This window comes from Serratia sp. CY82433 (genome assembly GCF_052166535.1).
GTDB classification, from domain to species: domain Bacteria; phylum Pseudomonadota; class Gammaproteobacteria; order Enterobacterales; family Enterobacteriaceae; genus Serratia; species Serratia sarumanii.
Genome location: NZ_JBJNOR010000003.1, coordinates 410,299 through 434,929, shown reverse-complemented (window position 1 = coordinate 434,929; position 24,631 = coordinate 410,299). Strand labels below are relative to the sequence as shown.

Here is a 24,631-nt window from a genome sequence, read left to right as displayed (position 1 = left end):
AACATCCCACAGGAAGGCTGCAGGCTACCCTTGTTCAGTTCTTCAGACGACCGTTAGCCGGCCCGAGAATCCTGAGTAGCGGCCAAGTGTTTATCGCACCTGGTAAGTGACAAAGAGACAAGACGGGAAATAGCAGAAGAATGTGCGCCAGAACGGCACTGCTGTTGGGAACCAACAACCGGTAGACAACGGATCATTAATCCAACCACCTCCACGCGCGCCGTTCGGAGTGAACGACCAAGCCTCTAAAATAGTGTAAGAACGTGACCGTTCGATGAAGCGGCGGCGCTCACGGCGAACGCCTGCGACGGATAATAGCGCAACGGCGGCGAATGCAAAGCGGAAGTTTATCGCGCCTTCCCCCACTCAAGACCGCCGTACTGTGCAGCAAATGAACCGCGCGCGCAGTTTATACCGGTAAGCAGGTGAAAAAGCAAAATGAAAATTCGCCGAAAACTGTTTCAAGCGATGAAAATGGCGCCAACCCGTTTGCGCAAAAGAGCGAAAGCGCAAAAAATTACTGGCAATCTGGCTAAACCCTGACCTAAAATAGACGTCCAGATGTTAATCCATCTATACTGGTTAACTGATAAACTGCTTAACGGCTTTGCCTGAGGGGCGTTGCAGGATGCATCTCGCGCCATCAGCGGAAGACCCTTCGCTTTGATGCCGGATCTCCAGCGCTGTGCAGTAATTTCTAACCCGTCTTATGCAAGGTAAAGAACACAATGGCTAAACACCTCTTCACGTCCGAATCCGTCTCCGAAGGACATCCCGATAAAATCGCCGATCAGATCTCCGATGCCGTCCTCGACGCCATCCTGGAACAAGATCCGAAGGCGCGCGTCGCCTGCGAAACCTACGTGAAAACCGGCATGGTGCTGGTCGGCGGTGAAATCACCACCAGCGCCTGGGTCGATATCGAAGAGATCACCCGCAAGACCGTGCGCGAGATCGGCTACGTTCATTCGGACATGGGCTTTGACGCCAACTCCTGCGCAGTATTGAGCGCCATCGGCAAACAATCCCCGGATATCAATCAGGGCGTTGACCGTACCGATCCTCTCGAGCAGGGCGCCGGCGATCAGGGCTTGATGTTTGGCTACGCCACCAACGAAACCGACGTGCTGATGCCGGCCCCGGTGACCTACGCGCACCGTCTGGTGCAGCGCCAGTCCGAAGTGCGTAAAAACGGCACCCTGCCGTGGCTGCGTCCGGACGCGAAGAGCCAGGTGACCTTCCAGTACGACGACGGCAAAATCGTCGGCATCGACGCCGTGGTGCTGTCCACCCAGCATTCCGAAGATATCTCGCTGAAAGATCTGCAAGAAGCGGTGATGGAAGAGATCATCAAACCGGTCCTGCCGGCGGAATGGCTGACGGCGGGCACCAAATACCACATCAACCCGACCGGCCGTTTCGTTATCGGCGGCCCAATGGGCGACTGCGGCCTGACCGGCCGTAAGATCATCGTCGACACCTACGGCGGCATGGCGCGCCACGGCGGCGGCGCCTTCTCCGGTAAGGATCCGTCCAAGGTTGACCGTTCCGCGGCCTACGCGGCACGCTACGTGGCGAAAAACATCGTTGCCGCCGGCCTGGCCGATCGTTGCGAAATCCAGGTGTCTTACGCTATCGGCGTAGCGGAACCGACCTCCATCATGGTGGAAACCTTCGGTACCGAGAAAGTGCCAACCGAACAGCTGACGCTGCTGGTGCGCGAATTCTTCGATCTGCGCCCATATGGCCTGATCCAGATGATGGATCTGCTGCAGCCGATCTACCGCGAAACCGCTGCCTACGGCCACTTCGGCCGCGAGCACTTCCCGTGGGAAGCGACCGACAAAGCCGCGCTGCTGCGCGATGCCGCCGGCCTGAAATAAGCCCCGACATCAACATGAAAACGGCGAGCCCTGGCTCGCCGTTTTTTTTGAGCGGATGGGTGCTCCTGGATCAACGCATCGACTGCCGGCCGGCGGAGGCACCGCCCCCGCCGCCGGGTTGCCTTACCGTTCTGATTCGTAAGCCAAAATGGCCGCAACCTCCGTAGTGCCCGCTCGGATCCGCAGCTCACACAGCGTGCTGCGGGTTATCCATGCCAGTGATATTACAGTGACACAAATAATCACCAGTTTTAACGGGCTGCGTTTGTTCGGCATCATGCCTTCTTCTCCTTGCCTCGCGGCGGGTAAGAGGCTAACTTAACGTTGTGACGCGTTAGAGTAGGCCTCGGGTTGATGGATATCGACTCGGGGCTTTTCTCTTTGTACCTTTCGCAGAAGCTCCAGAGACAAAGATCCAGAGCACCCGCCCGCAGTATATTCATCTCACCGCCACGCCTCGCGTTCCTTTTCGCACGCAATATCGTTTTTGCGCATCCGTTCGCAGCGCCTTGCAACATCATGAAAAATAAAAAAGGCCCAGCAACGCGGAGCCTTTGATGACAGAGAAAACGCAGCCGAGATGCCGCTTACGAGGTCTGCTTACGCAACAGATACACGAAGTACGGTGCACCGATAAAGGTCGCCAATAACCCGGCGGGGATCTGATACGGGAACAGCAGCATCCGTCCGCACCAGTCGGCAAACACCATCAGCAAGCCGCCCAGCAGCGCGGCGATCACCATTTGCGGCAGCGCGCGGCGGAAGCCCAGCATGCGCGCCATATGCGGCGCCATCAGCCCGACAAAGCTCAGCGGCCCTACGGTCAGGGTCGCCATCGCGGTCAGGGTGGCAGCCAGCAACAGAATGCTCAACCTCGCCGGCGTCAGCGCAATGCCCACAGAACGGGCGGTGGCGCCGCCGAGCGGCAGGATGGTCAGCCAGCGGCGGCACAGCGGCGCCAATACCAGCAATCCGGCGGCGATCAGCGCGGTGCGCAGCGCCTGCGCCGGCTCCACCGAATAGGTCGAACCGGAGAGCCAGGTCAGCAAGCCCCCCATACGCGGATCGCCGCTGGCCAACAGCAGGAAGATGACGGTGGTAAAGGCGGTGCTGAGCGCGATACCGGCCAGCAGCATGCGTTCGGTCGAGAAACCGCCGCGGCCTGCGGCGATCATGATGATCAGCAACGTGGCGGCCGCTCCCAGACTGCCGGCGGGCAGCAGCCACACGAAGGCGTCGCCCGGCACCATAAACAGCATCATCACGACGCCAAAAGCGGCGCCGGAGCTGATGCCCAACACTTCCGGGCTGGCCATCGGGTTGCCGGTCAACTTCTGGATCAGCGTGCCGGCGACCGCCAGCATCATGCCCGCCGCCAGCGCCGACAACACCCGCGGCCAGCGCCACGGCAGCAGAGCGTCCAGTTCCGCGCCCAGGCTCCAGTGCCAGCCGCCGGCATTTTTGCCCAGCATCAGCGCCAGCGCCAGGCCGATCAGCAGCACGAGGCCGCCCACCAGGATCCAGCCGGGCAGATTCCCGCGTTCGGCAGGCACCTTGTCGCCGAGGTTCATCGGCGGCGGCGTGGCGGCGCTGCGCAAACGCGGCAGCAGCCACAGCAGCAGCGGCGCGCCGAACAGCGCGGTGGCTGCGCCGGTCGGGATCTCGCGCCACACCTGCGTTACCCCGAGCATCACCTGATCGGTCAGCCACAGCAACAGCGCCCCCAGCAGCGGCGCCAGCATCATGCGGTGCGCCAGGCGGCGAGCCCCCAGCATCTTCGCCATCAGCGGTGCAAACAGGCCGATAAAGCCGATAACGCCCACCGCGCTCACCAACATGGCGCTGAAGATGATGGCCAACCCCAAAGCACAGAAGCGCGCCATCGATAGCCCTAACCCCAGGTTGCGCGCCACACCGTCGTCCAGCCCCAGCAGCGTCAGCGGGCGCAGCAACAGCGCCGCCAACAGGCCAGCCACCAGCAAACGCGGCAGGAGGAACCGCACGGCGCTCCAGTCCTGTTGGTTCAACGCGCCGGTGCCCCACAGGAACATGCCCTGCAGCTGATCGTAATTAAACAGCGCCAACAGGCTGTTGACCGCGCCGCAGTACAGCCCCAGTACCAGCCCGGCCAGAATCAGCGTGACCGGCGACATCCGTTTGCCCCAGGCGACGCCGAACACCAGCCCGCCCACCACAATCGCGCCCACCATAGCGGCCAACTGGCGGGTAAACTCACCTCCCGGCAGCACCCACAGCGTGGCGATGGTCAGGCCAAGCTGCGCGCCGGCGGCGACGCCGAGCGTCGACGGCTCCGCCAACGGATTGCGCAACACCTGCTGGAACAGCACGCCGACCAACCCCAGACCGGCGCCGGCCAACAGCGACACCGTCAACCGCGGCAACAGGCTGTAATGGAACAGCATTTGCCGCACGTCGTCGATGTCCGGCGCGCTGAGCGCCCGCGCCCATTGCGCCGGCGGCAGCTGCTGCGCCAGGTTGTATATCGTCAGGCCACCTGCCGCCGCCAGCAACAGCAGGATCAGCGTCAGCGGCAATTTCCGGATGCCCGAACTCATGACGCACTCTCCTGAGCCTGCGCCAACAGGCGGCAAAACCGCATCGTCGACAGCGTGGCACCGTAGAACCACACCGCCGGCACCTGCCGCAGCTGGTTTTGCCGCACGAAGGGCAACGACTGCCACAGCGGCGTCGCGCTGACCTTGTCCATCATCGCCTGATTACCGTGATCGAGATAGATGACCCGGGCATTACGCACCGTGGCCAACCGTTCAATGCCCACCACCGCCGTGCCCCAGAAATTGGTTTCTTCCTGCCAGGCGTTGCGGATGCCCAGTTGATCCATCGCCTCCTGGAACAGGCTTTTCTGGCCGATGATCAACGCATGGCGCGTGTCGATCAGCGAAAACAGCAGCAGCGGTTGCTGGGTGTAGCTTTGCAGGCGCTGACGCGCGTCCTGCATAAAGCGGTCAAACTGCGCCAGGTGCTGTACCGCGCGGCTTTCTATGCCCAATCGTTGCCCCAGCGCCATCAGCGACTGGCGGGCGACGGTCAGCGGTTTGCCGCTGCCGTCGTTGAAGCCAAAGCTCATGGTTGGCGCGATGGGTTGGATTTTTTGCGGCGTTGGGCCATAGCCTTGCGACAGCAACACCAGCGAAGGCTGGAGCTGCTGCAGCAGTTCGAGGTTAGGTTCGGTGCGCTGGCCGACGTCGACCACCGTCGCCGGCAGCTTCGGCTCCGCCACCCACAGGTTGTAGTTATGCACATCGGCCACCGCCAGCGGCGTCACGCCCAATGCCAACAGCAGTTCGATCGGCAGCCATTCCAGCGCCGCAACGCGGGCGATATCCGGCGGCGCATCCGCCGCTCGGCCGGGCAACGAACCCAACAGCGGCGACAGCGCCAGCGCCATCAACAAACGGCGGCGCAGCGGATCGTGAGAAGAAGTGAATGCAGAGGACATCAGTAGACAAAACTCACCGGCGCGCCGCCGCTCGGGTGCGGCAACGTGCCCATAGGAATACCGTAAATTTGTTCCAGCACCGGCCCCTGCATCAGTTCCAGCGGGCCGCCCTGGGCGATCATTTCACCGCCGCGCAGCGCCACCAGATGGTCGCAGTAGCGTGCCGCCATGTTGATGTCGTGCAGCACGGCGATCACCGTGAGATCGCGTTCGCGGCTCAGGCGCTGGATCAGCGCCAGCACCTCGACCTGGTGCGCAATGTCCAGCGCCGAGGTCGGTTCGTCAAGCAGCAGGCAGCGGCTGTCCTGCGCCACCATCATCGCCAGCCAGGCGCGTTGGCGCTCGCCGCCGGAGAGGCTGTCCACCAGGCGGTTGGCGAACGGCTTCAGCCCCACCAGCGCGATGGCCTCCTCCACCAATTGGCGATCGTTGGCGCCAAAACGCCCCAGCGCGCCGTGCCACGGATAGCGGCCGACGGCCACCAGCTCGCGCACCGTCATGCCTTCCGCCGCCGGCAACTGCTGCGGCAGGTAGGCCACCTGGCGGGCGAAGGATTTGCTGTCCCACTGCGCCAATGGCTGCCGATTGAGCAACACCTGGCCGCCGCTGGGCGCATGATGCCGCCCGAGCAGTTTCAACAGGGTGGATTTACCGGAACCGTTATGGCCGATCAGGCCGCAGACTTTGCCCTGGGGAAAACTGAGCGACAGCGGTTGCAACAGCACCCGGCCGGGGACGGCGAAGCTGGCGTTATCCAGCGCGAAGGTCGCGCCGAGATTAAGAAGTTTGTCCTGCATAGATCCTGCTTTGTCCGGGGCGACGCAGTGCCGCCCCGGCTATCCGGTTAGAAACGGAAGGTTGCGGTGGCGACCACCTGGCGTTCTGCGCCCCAGTAGCAGCCATAGGTAGCAAAGCAGCTGGAGACATATTCCTTATCAAACAGGTTGTTCACATTGATGCCAATCGAAGAGCCCGGCAAATTGAAACGCGCCAGATCATATTTTATCGCGGCATCAAACACCGTGTAATCCTTCACTTTAAACGTATTGGCCTCGTCACCATAGCTGGAGCCAACATAGCGAACGCCTGAACCCAAGGTCAAACCGCTAATCGCAGTTTCATGGAAGGTGTAATCCGCCCACAGAGAAGCCATGTGTTTAGGGATAGCGGAAGGTGTATTCCCCTGTAGCGAAGTATCTTTAGTATATTCAGCATCCGTGTAGGTGTAAGAGCCCAACAGATTGAGGTTAGCCGACAAGGCCGCTTTCGCCTCCAACTCAATCCCACGAGAACGGACCTCCCCACCCTGGACGCTAAAGAACGGATGTTCTAAGTCAGCCACTTTATTGTTGGTTTTAGTCAACTGGTAAAACGCCACACTGGCGGTGATCGGACGATCCTTAGGTGCGTATTTAACCCCAGCCTCATACTGCTTGCCTTTAGAGGCAGCAAATGTATTGCCTGAGAAATCAGTGCCTGAGGTTGGCTCAAACGATTCGCTGTAGCTGACATAAGGCGCGATGCCGTTTTCGAAAACATAGTTCAAGCCAGCACGGCCGGTAAACTGGTTATCCTGCTGCTTAGAGACGGAATTCTGGTTCAGGCGATTGGTGCTGTTGGTATCGCTCCAATCATAGCGCCCCCCCATCGTCAGAACCCAGTTGTTCCATTCAGCCTGATCTTGCACATACAGGCCGGTCTGCTCCTGACGGTTAACCTGACTGGCACCACCGGTAATGGTATAGCTCCGATTGCCGTACTGTGGAGCGATGACATTCAGATTGGATGCACTGCCATATTGATACACAACATCATTGCGCATACGCATATAATCCACACCCATCAACAAGATATGGTCAACTTGCCCGGTCGCAAATTTAGCCTGTGCCTGTGTGTCGACCGCAAAGCTGGACATATGCTCTTTGGAATTCATCACGCCACGCTTCAGCTCAGCTGAATTATCTGGATCAATGCCTAGGCCGTAAATAGAACGGTAGTCCACATCCATTTTCGAATAACGCAGGTTTTGGCGCACGGTCCAAACATCATCAAAACTATGCTCAAAGGCATATCCGACCATTTGCTGCTTGCGGGAAATGTTGTTATAGCCAGGCTCACCATCGTTGAAACTGGTCGGTAACTTACCGTTGATACCATTTTGCACCGTACCTTCTTTCGGCAACCAGCCATAGAAGCCAACGCTAGGATCATCCTGGAAGCTGCTGAGGAAAGTCAAAGAAGTGCGATCATCAGGTCGCCAACTGAAGGAAGGAGCAATAGCATAACGTTTACTTTTCTCGCCAACCTGCTGCTGATCTTCATCGCGCGCCACCCCCGTCAGACGATATGAGTAAACCCCCGCATCATCCAAAGCGTCACTGAAGTCAAAACCGGTCTGGAACAGATTATCTGTCCCCATTTTGAATTGAACTTCGCGCAGCGTCTCTGTTGTCGGCCGCTTACTGACCAGCGCGACCACCCCACCAGGGTTGCTTTTGCCGTACAATACCGAAGACGGTCCGCGCAGTACTTCCGCTCGCTCAAGGAAGTAAGGGTCTATCTGATAAATCGAATAGTTATCGTCCTGCAGTTTCAGGCCATCCAGATACATATTGGTACCTACCGAGCTGAAACCACGGATGTTCACTGCATCATAGGCGGTGGAGGCACCGCGATTTCCAATCATCACACCTGGCGTATAGGCCAGTGCGCCCTTCACCGTATCCGGCTGACGCATGTCCATCTCTTCACGCGTCACTACGGAAACGGACTGCGGGTTCTTCTCGATTGGCGTATCGGTTTTGGTACCGGTGGCGCTGCGTTTGGCGACATAGGTGCCGACCGGCCCCCAGGCGCTTTCCTGCTGGGCGGTATTGCTGCCGCCCACAACGGTAATCGTGTCTTCCTTGGCGGCCGGCTTGGCGTCGGCGGAAAAAGCCGGCATCGCCAGCGTGCCCAACGCCGCAGCGACGGTGATCGCTAACGCGCTGACGGGGGTACGGCCCTGCTTGGCCGCGGATGACGAAAGACGCTTGGTCGGCATAGTTGATTTCTCTGATGAATTATTAAATGAAGAATGTAAACGATAATAATTATTATAAGCGTCGCATTTTATGCAGAAGCCAAATTAAACTGCAAGCCGAATTCATGGGGCAAATAGGTTAAGGATTAGGCGCTTAGCCATGCGGTTAACAGGGAAATAAAACGAGCGAAAAAATAAAAAAGCCCGCAACCAAGGTTACGGGCTTAATAACAAAGAAAAAATTTTCACCGGGGCCGACGCCCCGGTAGCGATTACTGGCCGAACATATCCTTGATCCAGCCGGCGACGCCATCGCCATCTTTTTGCTCACCCGCCGCCGGTTGCTGCTGTTGCTGCACCGCCGCCTGGCTGGCCTGGCACAATCCCTGCGGATTGTCGGTCCAGACCGGGATGGTGCGCCAGCTGCCGCCGCCGCAGATAAAGTTGCCGGCAGAGTCGATGCTCATCTGGTTAATGCCTTCCGGCGGCTGCAGCATCAGCGGCAGCGGCGTCTGGTTTTCCAGATAACGACGATACAGGGTCAACGCGCCGTTGGCGCCGGTCAGCTTGGCCGGGCCGTTGTTGTCGCGCCCCACCCAGGCGATCGCCACTTCCTTGCCGTCGATGCCGGCGAACCAGCTGTCGCGCAGATCGTTGGTGGTACCGGTTTTCGCCGCCAGGTTGTAGTTCGGGAACTTCACCGACAGCGAGCGGGACGTCCCGCGCGCCACGCCTTGCTGCATCGCGTACAGCGTCAGGTAAGCGGCCTGCGCCGGCACCATGCGTTCGGCCTGCGGGAAGCTCTGGTACAGCACCGTGCCGTCTTCGGCGATCACCGAACGCACCGCCGACAGCGGCGCACGGTTACCGCCGCTGGCGATGGTCTGGTACTCCTGCGCGACTTCCATCGGCGTCAGGCCGATCGCCCCCAGCAGCATCGAAGGCACCGGATTGATCTCCGCTTTCGGGATGCCCAGACGTTGCAGCGTGGCGCTGATTTGATCCAGCCCCACCGACAGGCCAAGGTTCACCGTCGGCACGTTCAGCGAGTTGGCCAACGCATCCACCAGCATCACCTGACCGCGGAATTTGCGATCATAGTTGTTCGGCTGCCAGACGGCGCCGTTCGGCTGTTTCAGCGACAGCGGCGCATCCGCCAGCCAGGTGTTGAGGCGGTATTTATCCGGTTCGGACAGCGCGGTCAGGTACGTCGGCGGCTTGGCCAGCGAGCCGACCAGCCGGCGCGCCTGCATGGCGCGGTTGAAACCGGCGAACTGCGGATTGGCGCCGCCGACCATGGCGCGCACTTCACCGCTGAAGCGATCGACGATCACCATCGCCGCTTCCAGATCCTGCACGTGACGCGCAGCGCGCAGCGCCGGGATGCCGTCTTCGACCGCTTTTTCCGCCGCGTCTTGCGACACCGGATCCAGCGTGGTGAAAATCTTCACGCCGGACAGATCATTCACCTTATCGCCCAGCCTGGTCTGCAGCTCCTGACGCACCATCTGCATAAAGGCCGGCTGTGGCGTAATGACGCCGCCTTTCGGCTGCACGCCCAGCGGACGCGCGCTCAGCATGTCATACAGCTCGCCGTCGATCACGCCCTGGTTCTGCAGCAGCTTGAGCACCAGATTGCGGCGTTCCAGCGCCAGTTTCGGGTTACGCCACGGGTTATACAGCGACGCGCCCTTGACCATGCCGACCAGCAGCGCCTGCTGATCGAGGCTCAGCTCGTCCACCGGACGGCCGAAGTAGTACAGGCTGGCCAACGGGAAACCGCGGATCTGGTCGCTGCCGCTCTGGCCGAGGTACACCTCGTTCAGATACAGCTCCAAAATGCGGTCCTTGCTGTAACGGTAATCGACCAGCAGCGCCATATAGGCTTCGTTGGCCTTACGCCACAGCGAGCGTTCGTTGGTCAGGAACAGGTTCTTCACCAGCTGCTGCGTCAGGGTACTGCCGCCCTGCACCGCACGGCCGGCGGTCAGGTTGGCCAGCACCGCGCGGCCGATGGAGTACGGGCTGATGCCGTCATGCTCATAGAAGTGGCGGTCTTCCGTGGCGATCAGCGTATCCACCAACAGATCCGGGAAACCGGCGCGCGGCACGAACAGACGCTGTTCACCGTTTGGCGACTGCAGCATGGTGATCAGGCGCGGATCGAGGCGGAAGAAGCCGAAGCTGCGGCCGCTGTCCAGGTTTTCGATCTTAGCCAGACGGTTGTTCTGGAAATCGAGACGGGCGCGGATCTGCCCTTCTTTACCATCCGGGAAATCGAACGGGCGGCGCAGCATCTCGATGCTGTTGGCCTGCACGGTAAACTCGCCCGGACGCGTCATGCGGCTGACCTGGCGATACTGCATGCCTTCCAGCAGGTTGACCATTTCCTTCTTACTGTACGGCATGCCCGGTTCCAGGTTGACCATGCGGCCGTACACTGCCGCCGGCAGCTGCCAGACTTTGCCGTCGATACGGCTGCGGATCTGGGAATCCAGATAGACGCCGTAGATCGCCAACAGGACGGCGATCACCAGGATCAGTTTGATAATCAGGCCGAGCCAGCGGCGTTTTTTACGCGGCGGAGTCGCTTTTACCTTACGCGGCATGCGTTCCTCCTCCTCTTCATACTCATCATCGTCATACTCGTCTTCTTCGTAATCGTCATAATCGTCGTCTCGGCGACGGCGCGGCGTCTTGCGCGACGCGGTATTTTTTGGTTGTTTTCCTTTGCGCCCGATGGGCTCGCGGTCATCCCCAGCCATGGCTGTTGTTCTCCGAGCTTGCCGACACTGCCGGCCATGATTAGTCGCTTAATCTGTGCCTACGCCGCAGCGCTGACCAGAAGAAACATCTGAATTCCAAACCTTGAATGATCGCGACCTACTGATATTTCTTCGTTCGGCGCGTCGGTACCGCCGTGGCCGGATCGTCCGGCCAAACGTGTTTCGGGTAGCGGCCCTTCATCTCTTTTTGCACCTCGCGGTAGGCGCCTTGCCAGAAGGCCGCCAGATCGCCGGTGATTTGCAACGGCCGGTGCGCCGGTGAGAGTAACTCAAGCACCACCGGGATGCGACCCTCCGCCAACATCGGGCTGCGCTGCTCGCCGAACACCTCCTGCAAACGCACCGCCAGCGCCGGCGGTTTGCCGGCCTCATAACGGATCGGCAGGCGGCTGCCGGTCGGCACAGTGTAATGAGTGGGTAGCGCATTATCCAGCCGCTGCTTTTGCTGCCAGTCCAGCAGGCGGGACAGCGCCTCAGCGATGTTGACCTGCTTCAAGCCGCGCAGATCGCGCACGCCGTTCAGCGACGGCAACAGCCACTGCTCCAGCGCCGCCAGCAGCGGCTCTTCATCCATCGCCGGCCATGCCGCCTCCGGCAGCCAGGCTTGCGCGCACTGCAGGCGCACCCGCAATTGTTCGGCGGCGCCCTCCCAGTTGAGCACCGCCAGCCCCTGCGCACGCACCCAATCGAGCAGCGCCTGCTGCAGCTCTTCGTCCGCCGGTTTGGCCAGCGGCTGGGCGCGCAGCGTCAGACGGCCGATCTGCTGGCGCTTCCAGGCGCGCAGCGTGCCCTTCTCGTCATCCCACTCCACCGCCGTGCGCTGCGTGACGATCGCCGGCAGCTGCGCCGCCAGCGCGTCGATGTCCACCGGCAGCGCCAACAGGATGCGCGCATCGGGGCTGTTGTGGCCCTGCAACAGGCTGGGGACGATGAGCCAGGGCGCGCGCGACAGCGCCTCATCCTGATTCATCGCCGCCCCCATGCCGTTGGCCAGCAGGTAGCGGCCGTCCTGGCCTCGCCGCTGGGCGATGCGATCGGTAAACGCCGGTGCCAACAGCCGCGGCGCCAGATCGACGTCGACTTGCCCCGCACGTTGCGGCAGGCGTTTGGCCAACTGCGCGGCACGCTGCCGCCAGTTCGGTTGCGGGCGGCTCAGCCAGTAGCCGATATCCATCTGCCCGCCGCGCGGCGGTTCTTCCAGCAATGCCGCCAGCAACGCCGCCGTCGCCAGGCCGTCGGCACTCAGCGCCGCGCCGGCGGTCAGCATCGCCGCCAGCCGCGGCTCGCATCCCAGCGCGGCCATCTGGCGCCCCGGTGCGGTAAGTTTGCCACCGTCATCCGTGGCCCCCAGCCGGTGCAACAGCGCCCTGGCCGCTGCCAATGCGGCGGCAGGAGGCGCATCCAGCCAGGTCAGCTGCGCCGGGTCGTGGCAACCCCACTGCAACAACTCGAGCCAAAAGCCGGTGAGATCGCTCTGTAAAATGTCCGGTTCGGCGTGTTCCGCCGCGCGCTCCGCCTGTTCTTTGGCGAACAGATGCCAGCAAATGCCCGGCTCCAGACGCCCGGCGCGCCCGGCGCGCTGCACCATCGAGGCCTGACTGATGCGCTGCGTCGCCAGCCGCGTCAAACCGTTGCGCACGTCGTAACGCGCCACGCGTTCCAGGCCGCAGTCCACCACCAGCCGAATGCCCTCGATCGTCAGGCTGGTTTCAGCGATGTTGGTCGCCAGCACCACCTTGCGGCGGCCAACCGCCGCCGGCTGAATCGCTTTTTGCTGCTGCGCCAGAGGCAGCGCGCCATACAGCGGGCAAAGATCGGTATCGCTCGCCACCTCGCCGGTCAATCGCTCCAGCACCCGATTGATCTCCGCCACGCCCGGCAGGAACAGCAGCAAAGACCCCGGCTGTTCGGCCAGCAACCGCTTCACCGCCGCCGCTACGCCATCTTCCAGCCGCTGATGGCTGGCCAACGGCTGATATAAACGTTCAACCGGGAAGCTGCGCCCCTCGGACACCACCACCGGCGCTGCCGGCAGCAGTTGCGACAGGCGCGCGTTGTCCAGGGTGGCCGACATGATCAGCAGTTTCAGATCGTCGCGCAGCCCTTGCTGCACGTCGAGCAGCAGCGCCAGCGCCAAATCGGCCTGCAGGCTGCGTTCGTGGAACTCATCGAGGATCACCAGCGACACGCCCTGCAGTTCGGCGTCCTGCTGCAGCATGCGGGTGAGAATGCCTTCCGTCACCACTTCCAGCCGGGTCTGCGGCCCGCTTTTACTCTCGGCGCGCATGCGGTAGCCCACGGTCTGGCCGGGCTCCTCCCCCAGTTGCTGCGCCAGGCGATAAGCGACGTTTTTCGCCGCCAGCCGCCGCGGCTCCAGCATGATAATGCGCCCCGGCAACCCGGCCTTAGCCAGGATCTGCAGCGGCAACCAGGTGGATTTACCGGCGCCGGTCGGGGCGTGCAACAGTACCTGAGGAGCGGACTGCAACGCAGCCAGCAACTCATCAAGCACCGCGCTGACGGGCAATGAAGACACTGAACTCTCCGTGGTGGTTAACGTTAAACGGCGTACAGTGTAGCATTAGCTTTGCCCCCGTAGCCTTTCAAACTGCGGCGTCGTTAGCTATAGTACGGAGCTCGTCCAGGCGTCCCGCTTCGCGCGAGGCCGCTGCAAGCCGCATTCAAATCTGTTCCTGACGGATTTGTCATTATTTACCGAGCCCCCATGTCCAATTCGCGCCGCCTGTTTTTCGCCCTGTCCTTGCCTGATGCCCTGCAACAGCAGGTGATCCGCTGGCGCGCCGAGGCGTTTGCGCCGGAGGCCGGCCGGCCGGTGGCGGCGGCTAATTTGCACCTGACGCTGGCGTTTCTCGGCGAAGTCACCGCGCAGAAAGAGCTGGCGCTGCGCAAACTTGCCGGCCGCATCGTGCAACCCGGCTTCAGCATGCGGCTCGACGATCTCGGCCATTGGCCGCGCCCCGGCGTGGTCTGGCTCGGTACCCGCCGCGCGCCGCGCGGGCTATTGCAGCTGGCCGAACTGCTGCGTTCGCAGGCCGCCCGCAGCGGCTGCCATCAAAGCGCGTTGCCGTTCCATCCGCACATCACGCTGCTGCGCGCCGCCACCCAGCCGGTGGCGATCCCGCCGGCGACGCCGGGCTGGGCGTTCAGCGCCGACGCCTTTTCCTTGTATGAGTCGGTGTTCGAAAACGGGCGCACCCGTTACCAACACCTCGAACAGTGGCCGCTGGCCACGCAGGCATCCGCATGATTTTCTCTCCACCGCTGCGTTCCGCCACGCTGATAAAACGTTACAAACGCTTTCTGGCGGACGTGATCACCCCGGAAGGGGAAACCTTTACGCTGCACTGCGCCAATACCGGCGCTATGACCGGCTGCGCCACGCCCGGCGACACCGTTTGGTACTCCACCTCGGATAACCCCAAGCGCAAATACGCCCACAGCTGGGAACTGACCCATACCCAACAGGGGCACTGGATCTGCGTCAACACCCTGCGCGCCAACGCGCTGGTGCGCGAGGCGATCGAACACAATTTAATCAATGAATTATCCGGTTACAGTAAAATCAGCGGCGAAGTGAAATACGGCGGTGAAAACAGCCGTATCGATTTGTTATTACAGGCAGAAAATCGGGTTAACTGCTATATTGAAGTTAAGTCAGTCACATTACTGCAACAACAACGTGGTTACTTTCCTGATGCGGTAACGCTCAGAGGGCAAAAGCACCTGCGTGAGTTGCTCAGCGTGGTTGAAAGCGGGCAACGGGCGGTGTTGTTCTTTGCCGTGTTACACAGCGGTATTGAGCAGGTCGCACCGGCACATCATATAGATGAGCGCTATGCGGCGCTGTTGGCACAGGTCCGGCAGTTGGGAGTGGAAGTGGTTTGCTACGGGGCAAAGTTATCACCTGACGGTATTTATCTCTGCGATAAGCTGCCGTTTTTTATCGATTAGCGCGGTCGGGTCCCTATAAATAGACAACCGGCCAGCACGATCGCCAAATACGCCCTCCTTCACACGATTGTCAAGCGGGCGACAGGAATAATTGCCAACCTACCTTCCTTCTGTTATTTATAGCGGCCTGTTTTTCCCCCGCATTGGGGATTCGATAGTGCGTGTGTATGTAGGAGAAGCAACATGCAAGAAGGGCAAAACCGTAAAACCTCGTCCTTGAGCATTCTCGCCATCGCTGGGGTGGAGCCGTACCAAGAGAAGCCGGGCGAAGAGTACATGAACGACGCCCAGTTGTCGCATTTCAAGCGCATTCTTGAAGCGTGGCGCAACCAGCTCAGGGACGAAGTGGACCGTACTGTATCGCATATGCAAGAAGAGGCAGCCAACTTCCCTGATCCGGCCGACCGTGCTACCCAGGAAGAAGAGTTCAGCCTTGAACTGCGTAACCGTGACCGTGAACGCAAACTGATCAAAAAGATCGAGAAAACGCTGAAGAAAGTGGAAGACGATGATTTCGGCTACTGCGAATCTTGCGGCGTGGAGATCGGCATTCGTCGCCTCGAAGCGCGTCCGACCGCCGATCTGTGCATCGACTGCAAGACGCTGGCTGAGATCCGCGAAAAGCAGATGGCCGGCTAATACCGTTGTTACCGCTGCGGCGTGCGCACCCGCGTGCGCCGCACAGAGAAAAGGGAACCACTCCCCTCTGATATGCAAGAAAGTCATTATGTGGGGCGCTTTGCCCCATCGCCTTCCGGGGATCTGCATTTCGGTTCGCTGATTGCCGCTCTGGGAAGCTACCTTCAGGCTCGCGCCCAACGCGGGCAGTGGCTGGTTCGCATCGAAGATATCGACCCGCCGCGCGAAGTCCCCGGCGCCGCCGCTCGCATCCTGTCCGCGCTGGAACATTATGGTCTCCACTGGGACGGCCAGGTCATCTATCAATCCCAACGTCACGACGCCTATCGCGCCGCGCTGGATCTGTTGCAGCGTCAGGGGCTCAGCTATTACTGCACCTGCACCCGCAGCCGCATCCAGCACATCGGCGGATTGTACGACGGCCACTGCCGCGATTTGCAGCTCGGCCCACAGGGCGCCGCCATCCGCTTGCGCCAGACCGCGCCCGTTTACGGGTTCCACGATCGCCTGCAGGGAGAATTGCACGCCGATCCGGCGCTGGCGGGGGAAGACTTTATCATTCGCCGTCGCGACGGGCTGTTCGCCTACAACCTGGCGGTGGTGATCGACGACCATTTTCAGGGCGTGACCGAGATTGTGCGCGGCGCCGACCTGATCGAACCGACGGTGCGCCAAATTGCCCTCTATCGCCAGCTGCAGGCGCCGGTGCCCGCCTATGTGCATCTGCCGCTGGCGCTGGGCGCCAACGGCATCAAGCTGTCGAAGCAAAACCATGCGCCGGCGTTGCCCGCCGGCGATCCGCGCCCGGTGCTGGTCGCCGCGCTGAAATTTCTGCGCCAACCGCTGCCGGAAAGCTGGCAAGATCTTGACCTGCCATTATTATTGAGCTGGGCGGTCGCACATTGGCGGTTGGAAAACGTGCCGCGTCAGGAGGCTATCCCTCTGGATGAAAACACGCCGGCATTCTCAAAGGAGCCATGGTGAGCTATGATTAGCCGCTATTTTTTGTTAGCTCCATTTTTATCAGTCACTATCGAGGTGTACCATTTTTACCCGAGTAGCCAACTTCTGTCGTAAGGTACTGACCCGCGATGACAAGCTGCCCCGCGACGACGCGGCGGCCGGCGATAAAAACGTAGTCCGCGAAGAGCGTGCCGCGGCGCCAAGCCGCCCTGCGCCGCAGCCGCGCGCCGCCGATAACGGCAGCAACGCCCCTGCCCGCCGCTCAACGCCGCGCAAGCGTCCGCCTTTTCCTATCGCCGAGAGCAACGACTCGATGACCGTGATCCCGCGCGAACAGCACTCGATTTCCCGCAAAGACATCAGCGAAAATGCGCTGAAAGTGCTTTACCGCCTGAACAAGTCCGGCTACGAAGCCTATCTGGTCGGCGGCGGCGTGCGCGATCTGTTGCTCGGCAAAAAGCCGAAAGACTTCGACATCACCACCAACGCCACGCCGGAGCAAGTGCGCAAGCTGTTCCGCAACTGCCGCCTGGTCGGCCGGCGCTTCCGCTTGGCGCACGTGATGTTCGGGCCGGAAATCATCGAAGTGGCCACCTTCCGCGGCCACCACGAACAGAACCCGGAATCCGACAAGAACTCGTCTCAGCAGGCGCAAAACGGCATGCTGCTGCGCGACAACATCTTCGGTTCGATCGAGGAAGACGCCCAGCGCCGTGACTTCACCATCAACAGCCTGTACTACGGCGTGGCGGATTTCACCCTGCGCGATTACGTCGGCGGCCTGAACGATCTGAAACAGGGCGTGATTCGCCTGATCGGCGATCCGGAAACCCGCTACCGCGAAGATCCGGTGCGCATGCTGCGCGCGGTGCGCTTCGCCGCCAAGCTGGATATGCGCATCAGCGAAGAGACCGCCGAGCCGATCCCGCGCCTGGCCTCGCTGCTGCATGAGATCCCGCCGGCGCGCCTGTTCGAAGAATCCCTCAAGCTGCTGCAGGCCGGTTACGGTTTCCAGACCTACCTGAAGCTGTGCGAATACCAGCTGTTCCAACCGCTGTTCCCGCTGATCGCCCGCAACTTCACGCCGAACCACGATACGCCGATGGAGCGCATTCTGGTGCAGGTGTTGAAGAACACCGATCACCGCCTGCAGAACGACATGCGCGTCAACCCGGCGTTCCTGTTTGCCGCCATGCTGTGGTACCCGCTGCTGGAGCACGCGCAGAAGCTGGCGCAGGAAAGCGGCCTGGCCTACTACGACGCCTTCGCGCTGGCGATGAACGACGTACTCGACGAGCAGTGCCGCTCGCTGGCCATCCCGAAACGCATCACCACGCTGGTACGCGATATCTGGCAGCTGCAGCTGCGCCTGTCCCGCCGCCAGGGCAAACGCGCGCACAAGTTGATGGAACACCCGAAATTCCGCGCCGCCTATGATCTGCTGGCGCTGCGTGCGGAAGTGGAAGACAACCAGGAGATGCTGCGTCTGGCCGAGTGGTGGGGCGAGTTCCAGGACGCCACGCCGGCGCGGCAGAAAGCCATGCTGAGCACCCTGGGGGACGATCCGGCGCCGCGCCGCGCGCGTCAACGCCGCCCTCGCCGCCGGACACCGCGTAAAGAAGGGGCATAATGATCCGCGTTTATATCGCGCTGGGCAGCAACCTGGCGCAGCCGCTGCAACAGGTTAAAGCCGCACTGGAGGCGCTGGAGCATCTCCCGCGCACCCGGCTGGTCACCTGTTCTTCGTTTTACCGCACCAAGCCGCTGGGGCCGCAAAACCAGCCGGACTTTCTCAACGCGGTGGTGGCGCTGGATACCCTGTTGCCGCCCGAACAGCTGCTCGACCATACCCAAGCGATAGAACGCAATCAGGGGCGCGTGCGCAAGGATGAACGCTGGGGGCCGCGCACGCTCGATCTGGACATCATGCTGTACGGCGACAAGGTGATCCATACCGAGCGCCTGACGGTGCCGCATTACGGTCTGAAAGAGCGCGAATTCATGCTCTACCCGCTGGCGGAAATCGCTCCCGATCTGATTTTCCCCGATGGCGAGCCGCTCGCCAGCTGCCTCAAGCGCGTACCGGAAAACGGCATGGCGCTGTGGCATCAGCCAAAACTCAAGTCCTGACCCGCCTACAACGTCAGCCGCGCAACGAACCCGCCCGCCGGGCGATTGGCAAAGCCGATCTGTAAACCATGCAATCCGGCGATACGCTGCACGATCGAGAGGCCCAGCCCGCTGCCGGTTTGCTCCTGCCCCGGCGGGCGATAGAAGCGTTCTCCCAGCCGCGCCAGATGCTCCGTGGTGACACCCGGACCGTCGTCCTCCACCGTCAGCGAACGTTCGCTCAGCGTCACGGTGACGACGCCGCCCTGCGGGGTATAGCGCACCGCGTTATCCAGCAAGTTGCGCAATAGCAGCGACAGCAGCAAGGTTTCCCCCTGACGCGGCGGCGGCGTTCCCTGATGTTCATAGCGCAGCGTCACGCCCGCCGCATGGGCCTGCCGATCCTGCTCCGCCAGGGTCATCGTCACCAGTTCGTTCCAGTCGATCGGCGCCAGTTCGGCCAGATCCGACAGCGAATCCAGCCGCGACAGCGTCAGCAGCTGATCCACCAGCCGGGTGGCGCGATCGATGCCGACCGTAAGATTGTCCAGCGCGTGCTCGCGCATCGGCGCATCGTCCCCCGCCAGTTGAACCACTTCGGTCTGCACCCGCAGCGCCGCCAGCGGGCTGCGCAACTCGTGCGCGGCATCGGAGGTGAAACGCCGCTCCCGCACCAGCAACGCGTTGATGCGAGCGAACAGCGCATTGAGCGCATCCACCAGCGGACGCACCTCGGTCGGCACCTGGCGCGCGTCCAACGGCGTCGCGTCATCGGGCGCGCGCCGGCGCAAACCGGCCGCCACCGCGCGCAGCGGCCGCAGCTCGCGCCCGACCATCAGCGCGATCAGCAGCATCAGCACCGGCAGCGTCGCCAGCCAGGGCACCAGCTGGCCAGTCACCATGCCCAGCGCCATATCGCGCCGGTAATCCCACTCCTGGCCGACCACGATGCGATAGCGCCCATCCGGGCTGGTCAGCCACAGCAGGCGCCAGCTGTCGTCATCGCCTTTGCGCTCGCCGTCGGTAAAACCTTCACGTTCCCCGTCAAACAGGAAATCGGCGCCGTTCTCGCCGTCGTTGAGCAGCATCTTGCCTTGGCGATCGAAGATGGCGAACGCCAGCGCGTCGTCGTCCTGATCGCCACGCTTGCCATGATGCACCAGCTTCTTGGTTTTCGGCAGGCTGCGCGCGCTTTCATCGGCCAGCAGATCGCCGAGGTTGGCGGTCGCCAGCCGTTTGGCGAACAGCATCTGCTGGGTGTCGAACACTTCATTGATGGTGTTGCGCGACATCACCCAGGCCACCACGCTGGCGGTGCACCAGGTCATCAGCGCCAACAGGCTGAAGATCAGGATCAAACGCAGCCGCAGGCTGAGACGCTTCACGGCGCATCCCCCAGCGTGTAACCCACGCCGTGAATGGTGCGGATGAAGCCGTTGCCCAGCTTGCGCCGCAGGTGGTGAATATGCACCTCCACCGCGTTGCTGCTCACCTCGTCGTCCCAGTTGTACAGCTTCTCCTGAATCAACGGCCGCGCCAGCACCCGCCCCTTGTTGTGCAGAAACAGCTCCAGCACCGCCAACTCGCGCGGCGTCAGCGTCACCGGCTCGCCGTTGCAGCTCACGCTGCGGGTGGCGCTGTCAAACACCACGTTGCCGTGCGTCAGCTGCGGCATCAGTTGGCCGTGGCGACGGCGGATCAGCGCCTGCAGGCGCGCCGCCACTTCGGCCAGCGCGAACGGCTTGCACAGATAATCGTCGGCGCCGCTTTGCAGCCCGCTGACCCGCTGCTCCAGCGCATCGCGGGCGGTGAGGATCAGCACCGGCACGTCCTGCCCGGCCTGGCGCCACTGGCGCAGCAGATCCAGGCCATCGAGGCCCGGCAGGCTGAGATCGAGGATCACCGCGTCGTACGGCGCGCTGTCCAGCGCATTTTTGCCGACGGCGCCGTCGGTGAACCAGTCCAGATTGAAGCCGAGTTTGGTCAGCCCGGCCTTGATGCCGTCCCCGATCAGTTTGTCATCTTCGATCAGCAGAATTCGCATGAGTATCCCTTTTCAGTCATTGCGCCATTGCACCACAAGGTTCTTAAGAACCGCTTAAGCATGGCGATCCGCGCTACCCACCCCGATCGGGTTACAGTAGAATGGCTGCACTTTTTTGCAGCCTGGGCCTGCGCAAGCCGCACGCCCCGTTTCAGGAGACGTTGTGATGAAACCCACCACCGTGACCCACTTGCGCCAGTGCAAACAGGAGCAACGCAAGTTTGCTACCCTTACCGCCTACGATGCCAGCTTTGCCAAACTGTTTGAAGAGCAAGGCATCAAAGTCCTGTTGGTGGGCGATTCGCTGGGCATGACGCTGCAGGGCCACGACTCCACGCTGCCGGTCACCGTCGCCGACGTAGCCTACCACACGCGCGCCGTGCGCCGCGGCGCGCCGGCCTGCCTGCTGCTGGCCGATCTGCCGTTCATGAGTTACGCCACCCCGGAACAGACCTTCGCCAACGCCGCCGAGCTGATGCGCGCCGGCGCCAACATGGTGAAACTGGAAGGCGGCAGTTGGCTGTGCGACACGGTGAAAATGCTTGCCGAGCGCGCGGTGCCGGTGTGCGGCCATCTGGGCCTGACGCCGCAGTCGGTCAACGTGTTCGGCGGCTATAAGGTGCAAGGGCGCGACGAACTGGCCGCCAAACAGCTGCTGCAGGACGCGCAGAACCTGGAGCTGGCCGGCATTCAGCTGCTGGTGCTGGAATGTGTGCCGACCGAGCTGGCGCGCCAGATCACCGAAGCGCTGTCCATTCCGGTCATCGGCATCGGCGCCGGCAACGGCACCGACGGCCAGATCCTGGTGATGCACGACGCCTTCGGCATCACCGGCGGCCACACGCCGAAGTTCGCCAAGAACTTCCTGGCGCAGAGCGGCGATATCCGCACGGCGGTGCAGCACTACATTCAGGAAGTGGAACAAGGCCTCTACCCGGCGGCTGAACACTCTTTTAACTAAGCGATGGTTCCAGGAGTCACCCAATGATTATTATCGAAACCCTGCCGATGCTGCGTCAGCAGATCCGCCGCTGGCGCCAGGAAGGCAAACGCATCGCGCTGGTGCCGACCATGGGCAACCTGCACGACGGCCATATGACGCTGGTCGATGAAGCGCGCGCCCGCGCCGACGTGGTGGTGGTGAGCATCTTCGTCAACCCGATGCAGTTCGATCGGCCGGACGATCTGGCGCGCTACCCGCGCACGCTGCAGGAAGACAGCGAGAAGCTGACCCGCCGCGGCGTCGATCTGGTGTTCGCGCCAGCCCCGGCTGCAGTCTATCCGCAGGGGCTGGAGCAGCAGACTTACGTCGACGTGCCGGGCATCTCCACCATCCTGGAAGGCGCAAGCCGGCCGGGCCACTTCCGCGGCGTTTCCACCATCGTCAGCAAGCTGTTTAACCTGGTGCAACCTGACTTGGCCTGCTTCGGCGAGAAGGATTACCAACAGCTGGCGCTGATCCGCAAAATGGTGGCGGATATGGGTTACGACATCGACATCGTCGGTGTACCGACCGTGCGCGCCAAAGACGGCCTGGCCCTCAGCTCGCGCAACGGCTACCTGACCGCCGAAGAGCGCAAGGTAGCCCCGCAGCTGAGCAAAATCATGAATGGGCTGGCGCAGCAGTTGGCCAATGGCGAGCGCCATATCGAAACGCTGCTGGAACAGACCGCCGAGCAGCTGCGCGCCGCCGGCTTTACGCCGGATGAGCTGTTTATTCGCGACGCCGACAGCCTGCAACCACTGACGGTGGACAGCCAGCGGGCGGTGGTGCTGATGGCCGCCTGGCTGGGCAAGGCGCGTCTTATCGACAATCAGCAGGTCGATCTGACGCTGTAAGCCGTTTTTTATACTGTCGTCACCCTTGACCGCTGACCATTGGTAGACAATGGTGGGGCAATCGGTGACGATAGAGATTGCAGGGATGCAGGAGAGATGTTCAACCCCAGCGCCTGTGAAGGCCGATATTCAGTTAGGTAAAGCTATGATACGTACTATGCTGCAAGGCAAGCTGCATCGCGTCAAAGTCACTCAGGCTGACTTGCACTATGAAGGGTCCTGCGCCATCGACCAGGATTTCCTGGAGGCCGCCGGCATTCTGGAATATGAAGCGATCGATATTTACAACGTGGATAACGGCCAGCGCTTCTCCACCTACGCCATCGCCGCCGAGCGCGGTTCGCGCATCATTTCGGTTAACGGCGCCGCCGCGCGCTGCGCCTGCGTGGGCGACAAACTGATCATCTGCTCCTATGTGCAAATGACCGACGCCGACGCCCGCCAACACCACCCGAAAGTCGCCTATTTCGAAGGTGACAACAACCTGCAGCGCAAGGCGAAAGCCGTGCCGGTTCAGGTCGCCTGATACTAAAACGGGCGCCTTACGCGCCCGTTCTTCCTTACTGCACCACCACCGTGCCCGGCTTGTTGGCTATCCGATCCGCCATGGTCTGGATCGAGTCGGTGCGCAGAATATACAGCCGCTTCAGCGTATAGGGGTTATCCCCCGGCTTCACCTTGCCCTGCACCGTGGTCACCGCCAGATGGAAACCGGCGTCCTGCGCCGCCTGGATCGCCCGCTGGTTATAGCCGCCGAACGGGTAGGACAGATACAGCACGTGCGGGTTGAACTGCGACAGCGCGCGGCGCGAGCGCTCAAAATCGAACTCGATATTGTGCAGCGAACGGCTCAGCAAAATCGGCTGGCGATTGCCGTCGGTGCGGTGCAGGAAGTGAGTGTGCGACTGCACGTCGAACACGTCCTGAATCTGCTTCAGCTCCGAGACGCTCATAAACTGCAGCGAGTCCGGGTTCCATTTCTGCGGGTGGCGTTTGATGCGCGAAGAGATGATGAACGCCGTGGCGCGGAAACCGTAATCCTTCAGCACCGGGTAAGCGTAGCGATAAACCGATTTCAGCCCGTCGTCGAAGGTCAGCACGATCGCCTTGCCCGGCAGGTTGATCTGGTTCTTCAGGTAGGCTTCCAGCTGATACAGCGAAATGGTGTCGTAACCCGCCTGCTTCAGGTAGGTCATCTGGTTGCTAAACGCCACGTCTGAGGTGGTGGTCGAGGTGTGGCGGAAGCGCTTGTTCTCTTCGTTTTTCAGCAGGTGATGATAGGTCAGCACCGGTATGCCGCTATCTATCTCGCAGTCCAGCTCATTGACAAACCCCAGCCGCTCGCCGATGTTGACCTCGTACCAGGTGTTGTTCAGGCGATCCTTCAGCTTGCCGATGATCGGATAGCGCAGGTTGCCTTCCAGCGTGCCCAAGACCTCGCTGTCCTTGTCCGCCGCGGTATAAACGTCGATCGTTTTTTGGGTGATCAGATTCTGGTTGGTCAGCGGTTTGTTCAGCTCGCCCAGATCGTCTTGTACCTTGCGCGACTTCTTCAGTTCGCGCACGTCATCTTTATCGATAAAGCCGGTGCCGTGCCCGAATTTGAATTCGTAGTATTCCGCATCCGCCGGGAACACCTGGATCAGCTGCCCGCGCTTCACTTCTCCTACCGGGATCACATGCTCGCCCACCAACGCATAGACTTCGCTATCGCGCTGCGCTTCCATGTATTCAGATTTAACCGCGCCGTCTTCCGACAGCAGATTCGCCAGGCTCACAGGGGAAACCAACGACATCAGAATGCCGAGGAAACCAGCCGCTAACGTGTATTGAGGCCGCATGATGATGTTCTACTTACGAGTGCGTAATGACTAAAGTGAAGGAAATGTGGAG

The 24,631-nt window shown here is 61.5% G+C and carries 20 protein-coding genes; 10 read left to right on the top strand and 10 right to left on the bottom strand.

Annotated features, from left to right (window positions below; all coding sequences use genetic code 11):
- Window positions 1–728: 728 nt before the first annotated feature.
- Window positions 729–1,883, top strand: a complete 1,155-nt coding sequence (gene metK / locus ACJ8PI_RS18310) for a methionine adenosyltransferase (RefSeq protein ID WP_016926681.1) — start codon at window positions 729–731, stop codon at window positions 1,881–1,883.
- Window positions 1,884–2,006: 123 nt separating this feature from the next.
- Here the strand turns inward: metK and ACJ8PI_RS18305 are convergent, their stop codons facing one another.
- From ACJ8PI_RS18305 to hrpB, 7 genes are all read right to left on the bottom strand, one after another.
- Window positions 2,007–2,159 (bottom strand): Hok/Gef family protein, encoded by a 153-nt coding sequence (locus ACJ8PI_RS18305; protein WP_039567912.1) that lies wholly within the window; start codon window positions 2,157–2,159, stop codon window positions 2,007–2,009.
- Between the two features lie 311 nt (window positions 2,160–2,470).
- A complete protein-coding gene (gene fhuB / locus ACJ8PI_RS18300) occupies window positions 2,471–4,459 on the bottom strand; it encodes a Fe(3+)-hydroxamate ABC transporter permease FhuB (RefSeq protein WP_164134841.1) in 1,989 nt (662 codons plus the stop codon).
- Entirely contained in the window at window positions 4,456–5,364 is a 909-nt protein-coding gene (gene fhuD, locus ACJ8PI_RS18295; protein WP_164134842.1) for a Fe(3+)-hydroxamate ABC transporter substrate-binding protein FhuD, read from the bottom strand. The genes fhuB and fhuD overlap by 4 nt, the downstream gene beginning before the upstream one ends.
- On the bottom strand, window positions 5,364–6,161 hold the full coding sequence (gene fhuC / locus ACJ8PI_RS18290) for a Fe3+-hydroxamate ABC transporter ATP-binding protein FhuC (RefSeq protein ID WP_164134843.1): 798 nt from the start codon (window positions 6,159–6,161) through the stop codon (window positions 5,364–5,366). Before fhuC ends, fhuD begins: the two co-directional genes overlap by 1 nt.
- Before the next feature lie 47 nt (window positions 6,162–6,208).
- Complete coding sequence (gene fhuA / locus ACJ8PI_RS18285; RefSeq protein ID WP_060453161.1) at window positions 6,209–8,407, bottom strand: ferrichrome porin FhuA; 2,199 nt, start codon at window positions 8,405–8,407, stop codon at window positions 6,209–6,211.
- Between the two features lie 251 nt (window positions 8,408–8,658).
- Window positions 8,659–11,151 carry a bifunctional glycosyl transferase/transpeptidase gene (gene mrcB / locus ACJ8PI_RS18280; RefSeq protein WP_164134844.1) on the bottom strand — a complete coding sequence of 831 codons (2,493 nt, stop codon included), beginning with the start codon at window positions 11,149–11,151 and terminating at the stop codon, window positions 8,659–8,661.
- Between the two features lie 118 nt (window positions 11,152–11,269).
- Window positions 11,270–13,708, bottom strand: a complete 2,439-nt coding sequence (hrpB, locus tag ACJ8PI_RS18275) for an ATP-dependent helicase HrpB (protein WP_193146624.1) — start codon at window positions 13,706–13,708, stop codon at window positions 11,270–11,272.
- Window positions 13,709–13,897: 189 nt separating this feature from the next.
- Between hrpB and thpR the strand changes: the two genes are divergently transcribed.
- From thpR to folK, 6 genes are all read left to right on the top strand, one after another.
- Window positions 13,898–14,440 carry an RNA 2',3'-cyclic phosphodiesterase gene (gene thpR, locus ACJ8PI_RS18270; protein ID WP_033649609.1) on the top strand — a complete coding sequence of 181 codons (543 nt, stop codon included), beginning with the start codon at window positions 13,898–13,900 and terminating at the stop codon, window positions 14,438–14,440.
- Window positions 14,437–15,144, top strand: coding sequence for a DNA/RNA nuclease SfsA (gene sfsA / locus ACJ8PI_RS18265; RefSeq protein WP_004937572.1), 708 nt, complete (start codon window positions 14,437–14,439; stop codon window positions 15,142–15,144). Before thpR ends, sfsA begins: the two co-directional genes overlap by 4 nt.
- A gap of 183 nt (window positions 15,145–15,327) precedes the next feature.
- Window positions 15,328–15,783 carry an RNA polymerase-binding protein DksA gene (gene dksA / locus ACJ8PI_RS18260; RefSeq protein WP_004937569.1) on the top strand — a complete coding sequence of 152 codons (456 nt, stop codon included), beginning with the start codon at window positions 15,328–15,330 and terminating at the stop codon, window positions 15,781–15,783.
- A gap of 72 nt (window positions 15,784–15,855) precedes the next feature.
- A complete protein-coding gene (gene gluQRS, locus ACJ8PI_RS18255; protein WP_060439194.1) occupies window positions 15,856–16,767 on the top strand; it encodes a tRNA glutamyl-Q(34) synthetase GluQRS in 912 nt (303 codons plus the stop codon).
- A gap of 61 nt (window positions 16,768–16,828) precedes the next feature.
- Window positions 16,829–18,376, top strand: coding sequence for a polynucleotide adenylyltransferase PcnB (gene pcnB, locus ACJ8PI_RS18250; RefSeq protein WP_072008431.1), 1,548 nt, complete (start codon window positions 16,829–16,831; stop codon window positions 18,374–18,376).
- Complete coding sequence (gene folK, locus ACJ8PI_RS18245; protein WP_060436638.1) at window positions 18,376–18,876, top strand: 2-amino-4-hydroxy-6-hydroxymethyldihydropteridine diphosphokinase; 501 nt, start codon at window positions 18,376–18,378, stop codon at window positions 18,874–18,876. The genes pcnB and folK overlap by 1 nt, the downstream gene beginning before the upstream one ends.
- 5 nt (window positions 18,877–18,881) lie before the next feature.
- Here the strand turns inward: folK and qseC are convergent, their stop codons facing one another.
- Window positions 18,882–20,240, bottom strand: coding sequence for a quorum sensing histidine kinase QseC (qseC, locus tag ACJ8PI_RS18240; protein WP_048321935.1), 1,359 nt, complete (start codon window positions 20,238–20,240; stop codon window positions 18,882–18,884).
- Window positions 20,237–20,899: a quorum sensing response regulator transcription factor QseB gene (gene qseB / locus ACJ8PI_RS18235; protein ID WP_004937550.1), complete on the bottom strand. Its 663-nt coding sequence runs from the start codon at window positions 20,897–20,899 to the stop codon at window positions 20,237–20,239. The genes qseC and qseB overlap by 4 nt, the downstream gene beginning before the upstream one ends.
- 166 nt (window positions 20,900–21,065) lie before the next feature.
- Here qseB and panB point away from each other — a divergent pair, with 166 nt between their 5' ends.
- From panB to panD, 3 genes are all read left to right on the top strand, one after another.
- A complete protein-coding gene (panB, locus tag ACJ8PI_RS18230; RefSeq protein ID WP_041036647.1) occupies window positions 21,066–21,860 on the top strand; it encodes a 3-methyl-2-oxobutanoate hydroxymethyltransferase in 795 nt (264 codons plus the stop codon).
- 23 nt (window positions 21,861–21,883) lie between these two features.
- The gene (panC, locus tag ACJ8PI_RS18225; protein ID WP_074026744.1) at window positions 21,884–22,738 is read left to right on the top strand and encodes a pantoate--beta-alanine ligase; all 855 of its coding nucleotides are present in this window, start codon (window positions 21,884–21,886) and stop codon (window positions 22,736–22,738) included.
- 145 nt (window positions 22,739–22,883) lie between these two features.
- Window positions 22,884–23,264, top strand: coding sequence for an aspartate 1-decarboxylase (gene panD / locus ACJ8PI_RS18220; RefSeq protein WP_004937544.1), 381 nt, complete (start codon window positions 22,884–22,886; stop codon window positions 23,262–23,264).
- A 34-nt stretch (window positions 23,265–23,298) separates the two neighbouring features.
- Here panD and ACJ8PI_RS18215 read toward each other — a convergent pair whose 3' ends face one another.
- The gene (locus ACJ8PI_RS18215) at window positions 23,299–24,579 is read right to left on the bottom strand and encodes a polysaccharide deacetylase family protein (protein WP_033635920.1); all 1,281 of its coding nucleotides are present in this window, start codon (window positions 24,577–24,579) and stop codon (window positions 23,299–23,301) included.
- Window positions 24,580–24,631: the final 52 nt, after the last annotated feature.

Coding starts and splice junctions, on each gene's coding strand:
- metK (WP_016926681.1), top strand. CDS start 729: ATGGCTAAACACCTCTTCACGTCCGAATCCGTCTCCGAAGGACATCCC.
- ACJ8PI_RS18305 (WP_039567912.1), bottom strand. CDS start 2,159: ATGCCGAACAAACGCAGCCCGTTAAAACTGGTGATTATTTGTGTCACT.
- fhuB (WP_164134841.1), bottom strand. CDS start 4,459: ATGAGTTCGGGCATCCGGAAATTGCCGCTGACGCTGATCCTGCTGTTG.
- fhuD (WP_164134842.1), bottom strand. CDS start 5,364: ATGTCCTCTGCATTCACTTCTTCTCACGATCCGCTGCGCCGCCGTTTG.
- fhuC (WP_164134843.1), bottom strand. CDS start 6,161: ATGCAGGACAAACTTCTTAATCTCGGCGCGACCTTCGCGCTGGATAAC.
- fhuA (WP_060453161.1), bottom strand. CDS start 8,407: ATGCCGACCAAGCGTCTTTCGTCATCCGCGGCCAAGCAGGGCCGTACC.
- mrcB (WP_164134844.1), bottom strand. CDS start 11,151: ATGGCTGGGGATGACCGCGAGCCCATCGGGCGCAAAGGAAAACAACCA.
- thpR (WP_033649609.1), top strand. CDS start 13,898: ATGTCCAATTCGCGCCGCCTGTTTTTCGCCCTGTCCTTGCCTGATGCC.
- sfsA (WP_004937572.1), top strand. CDS start 14,437: ATGATTTTCTCTCCACCGCTGCGTTCCGCCACGCTGATAAAACGTTAC.
- dksA (WP_004937569.1), top strand. CDS start 15,328: ATGCAAGAAGGGCAAAACCGTAAAACCTCGTCCTTGAGCATTCTCGCC.
- gluQRS (WP_060439194.1), top strand. CDS start 15,856: ATGCAAGAAAGTCATTATGTGGGGCGCTTTGCCCCATCGCCTTCCGGG.
- folK (WP_060436638.1), top strand. CDS start 18,376: ATGATCCGCGTTTATATCGCGCTGGGCAGCAACCTGGCGCAGCCGCTG.
- qseB (WP_004937550.1), bottom strand. CDS start 20,899: ATGCGAATTCTGCTGATCGAAGATGACAAACTGATCGGGGACGGCATC.
- panB (WP_041036647.1), top strand. CDS start 21,066: ATGAAACCCACCACCGTGACCCACTTGCGCCAGTGCAAACAGGAGCAA.
- panC (WP_074026744.1), top strand. CDS start 21,884: ATGATTATTATCGAAACCCTGCCGATGCTGCGTCAGCAGATCCGCCGC.
- panD (WP_004937544.1), top strand. CDS start 22,884: ATGATACGTACTATGCTGCAAGGCAAGCTGCATCGCGTCAAAGTCACT.
- ACJ8PI_RS18215 (WP_033635920.1), bottom strand. CDS start 24,579: ATGCGGCCTCAATACACGTTAGCGGCTGGTTTCCTCGGCATTCTGATG.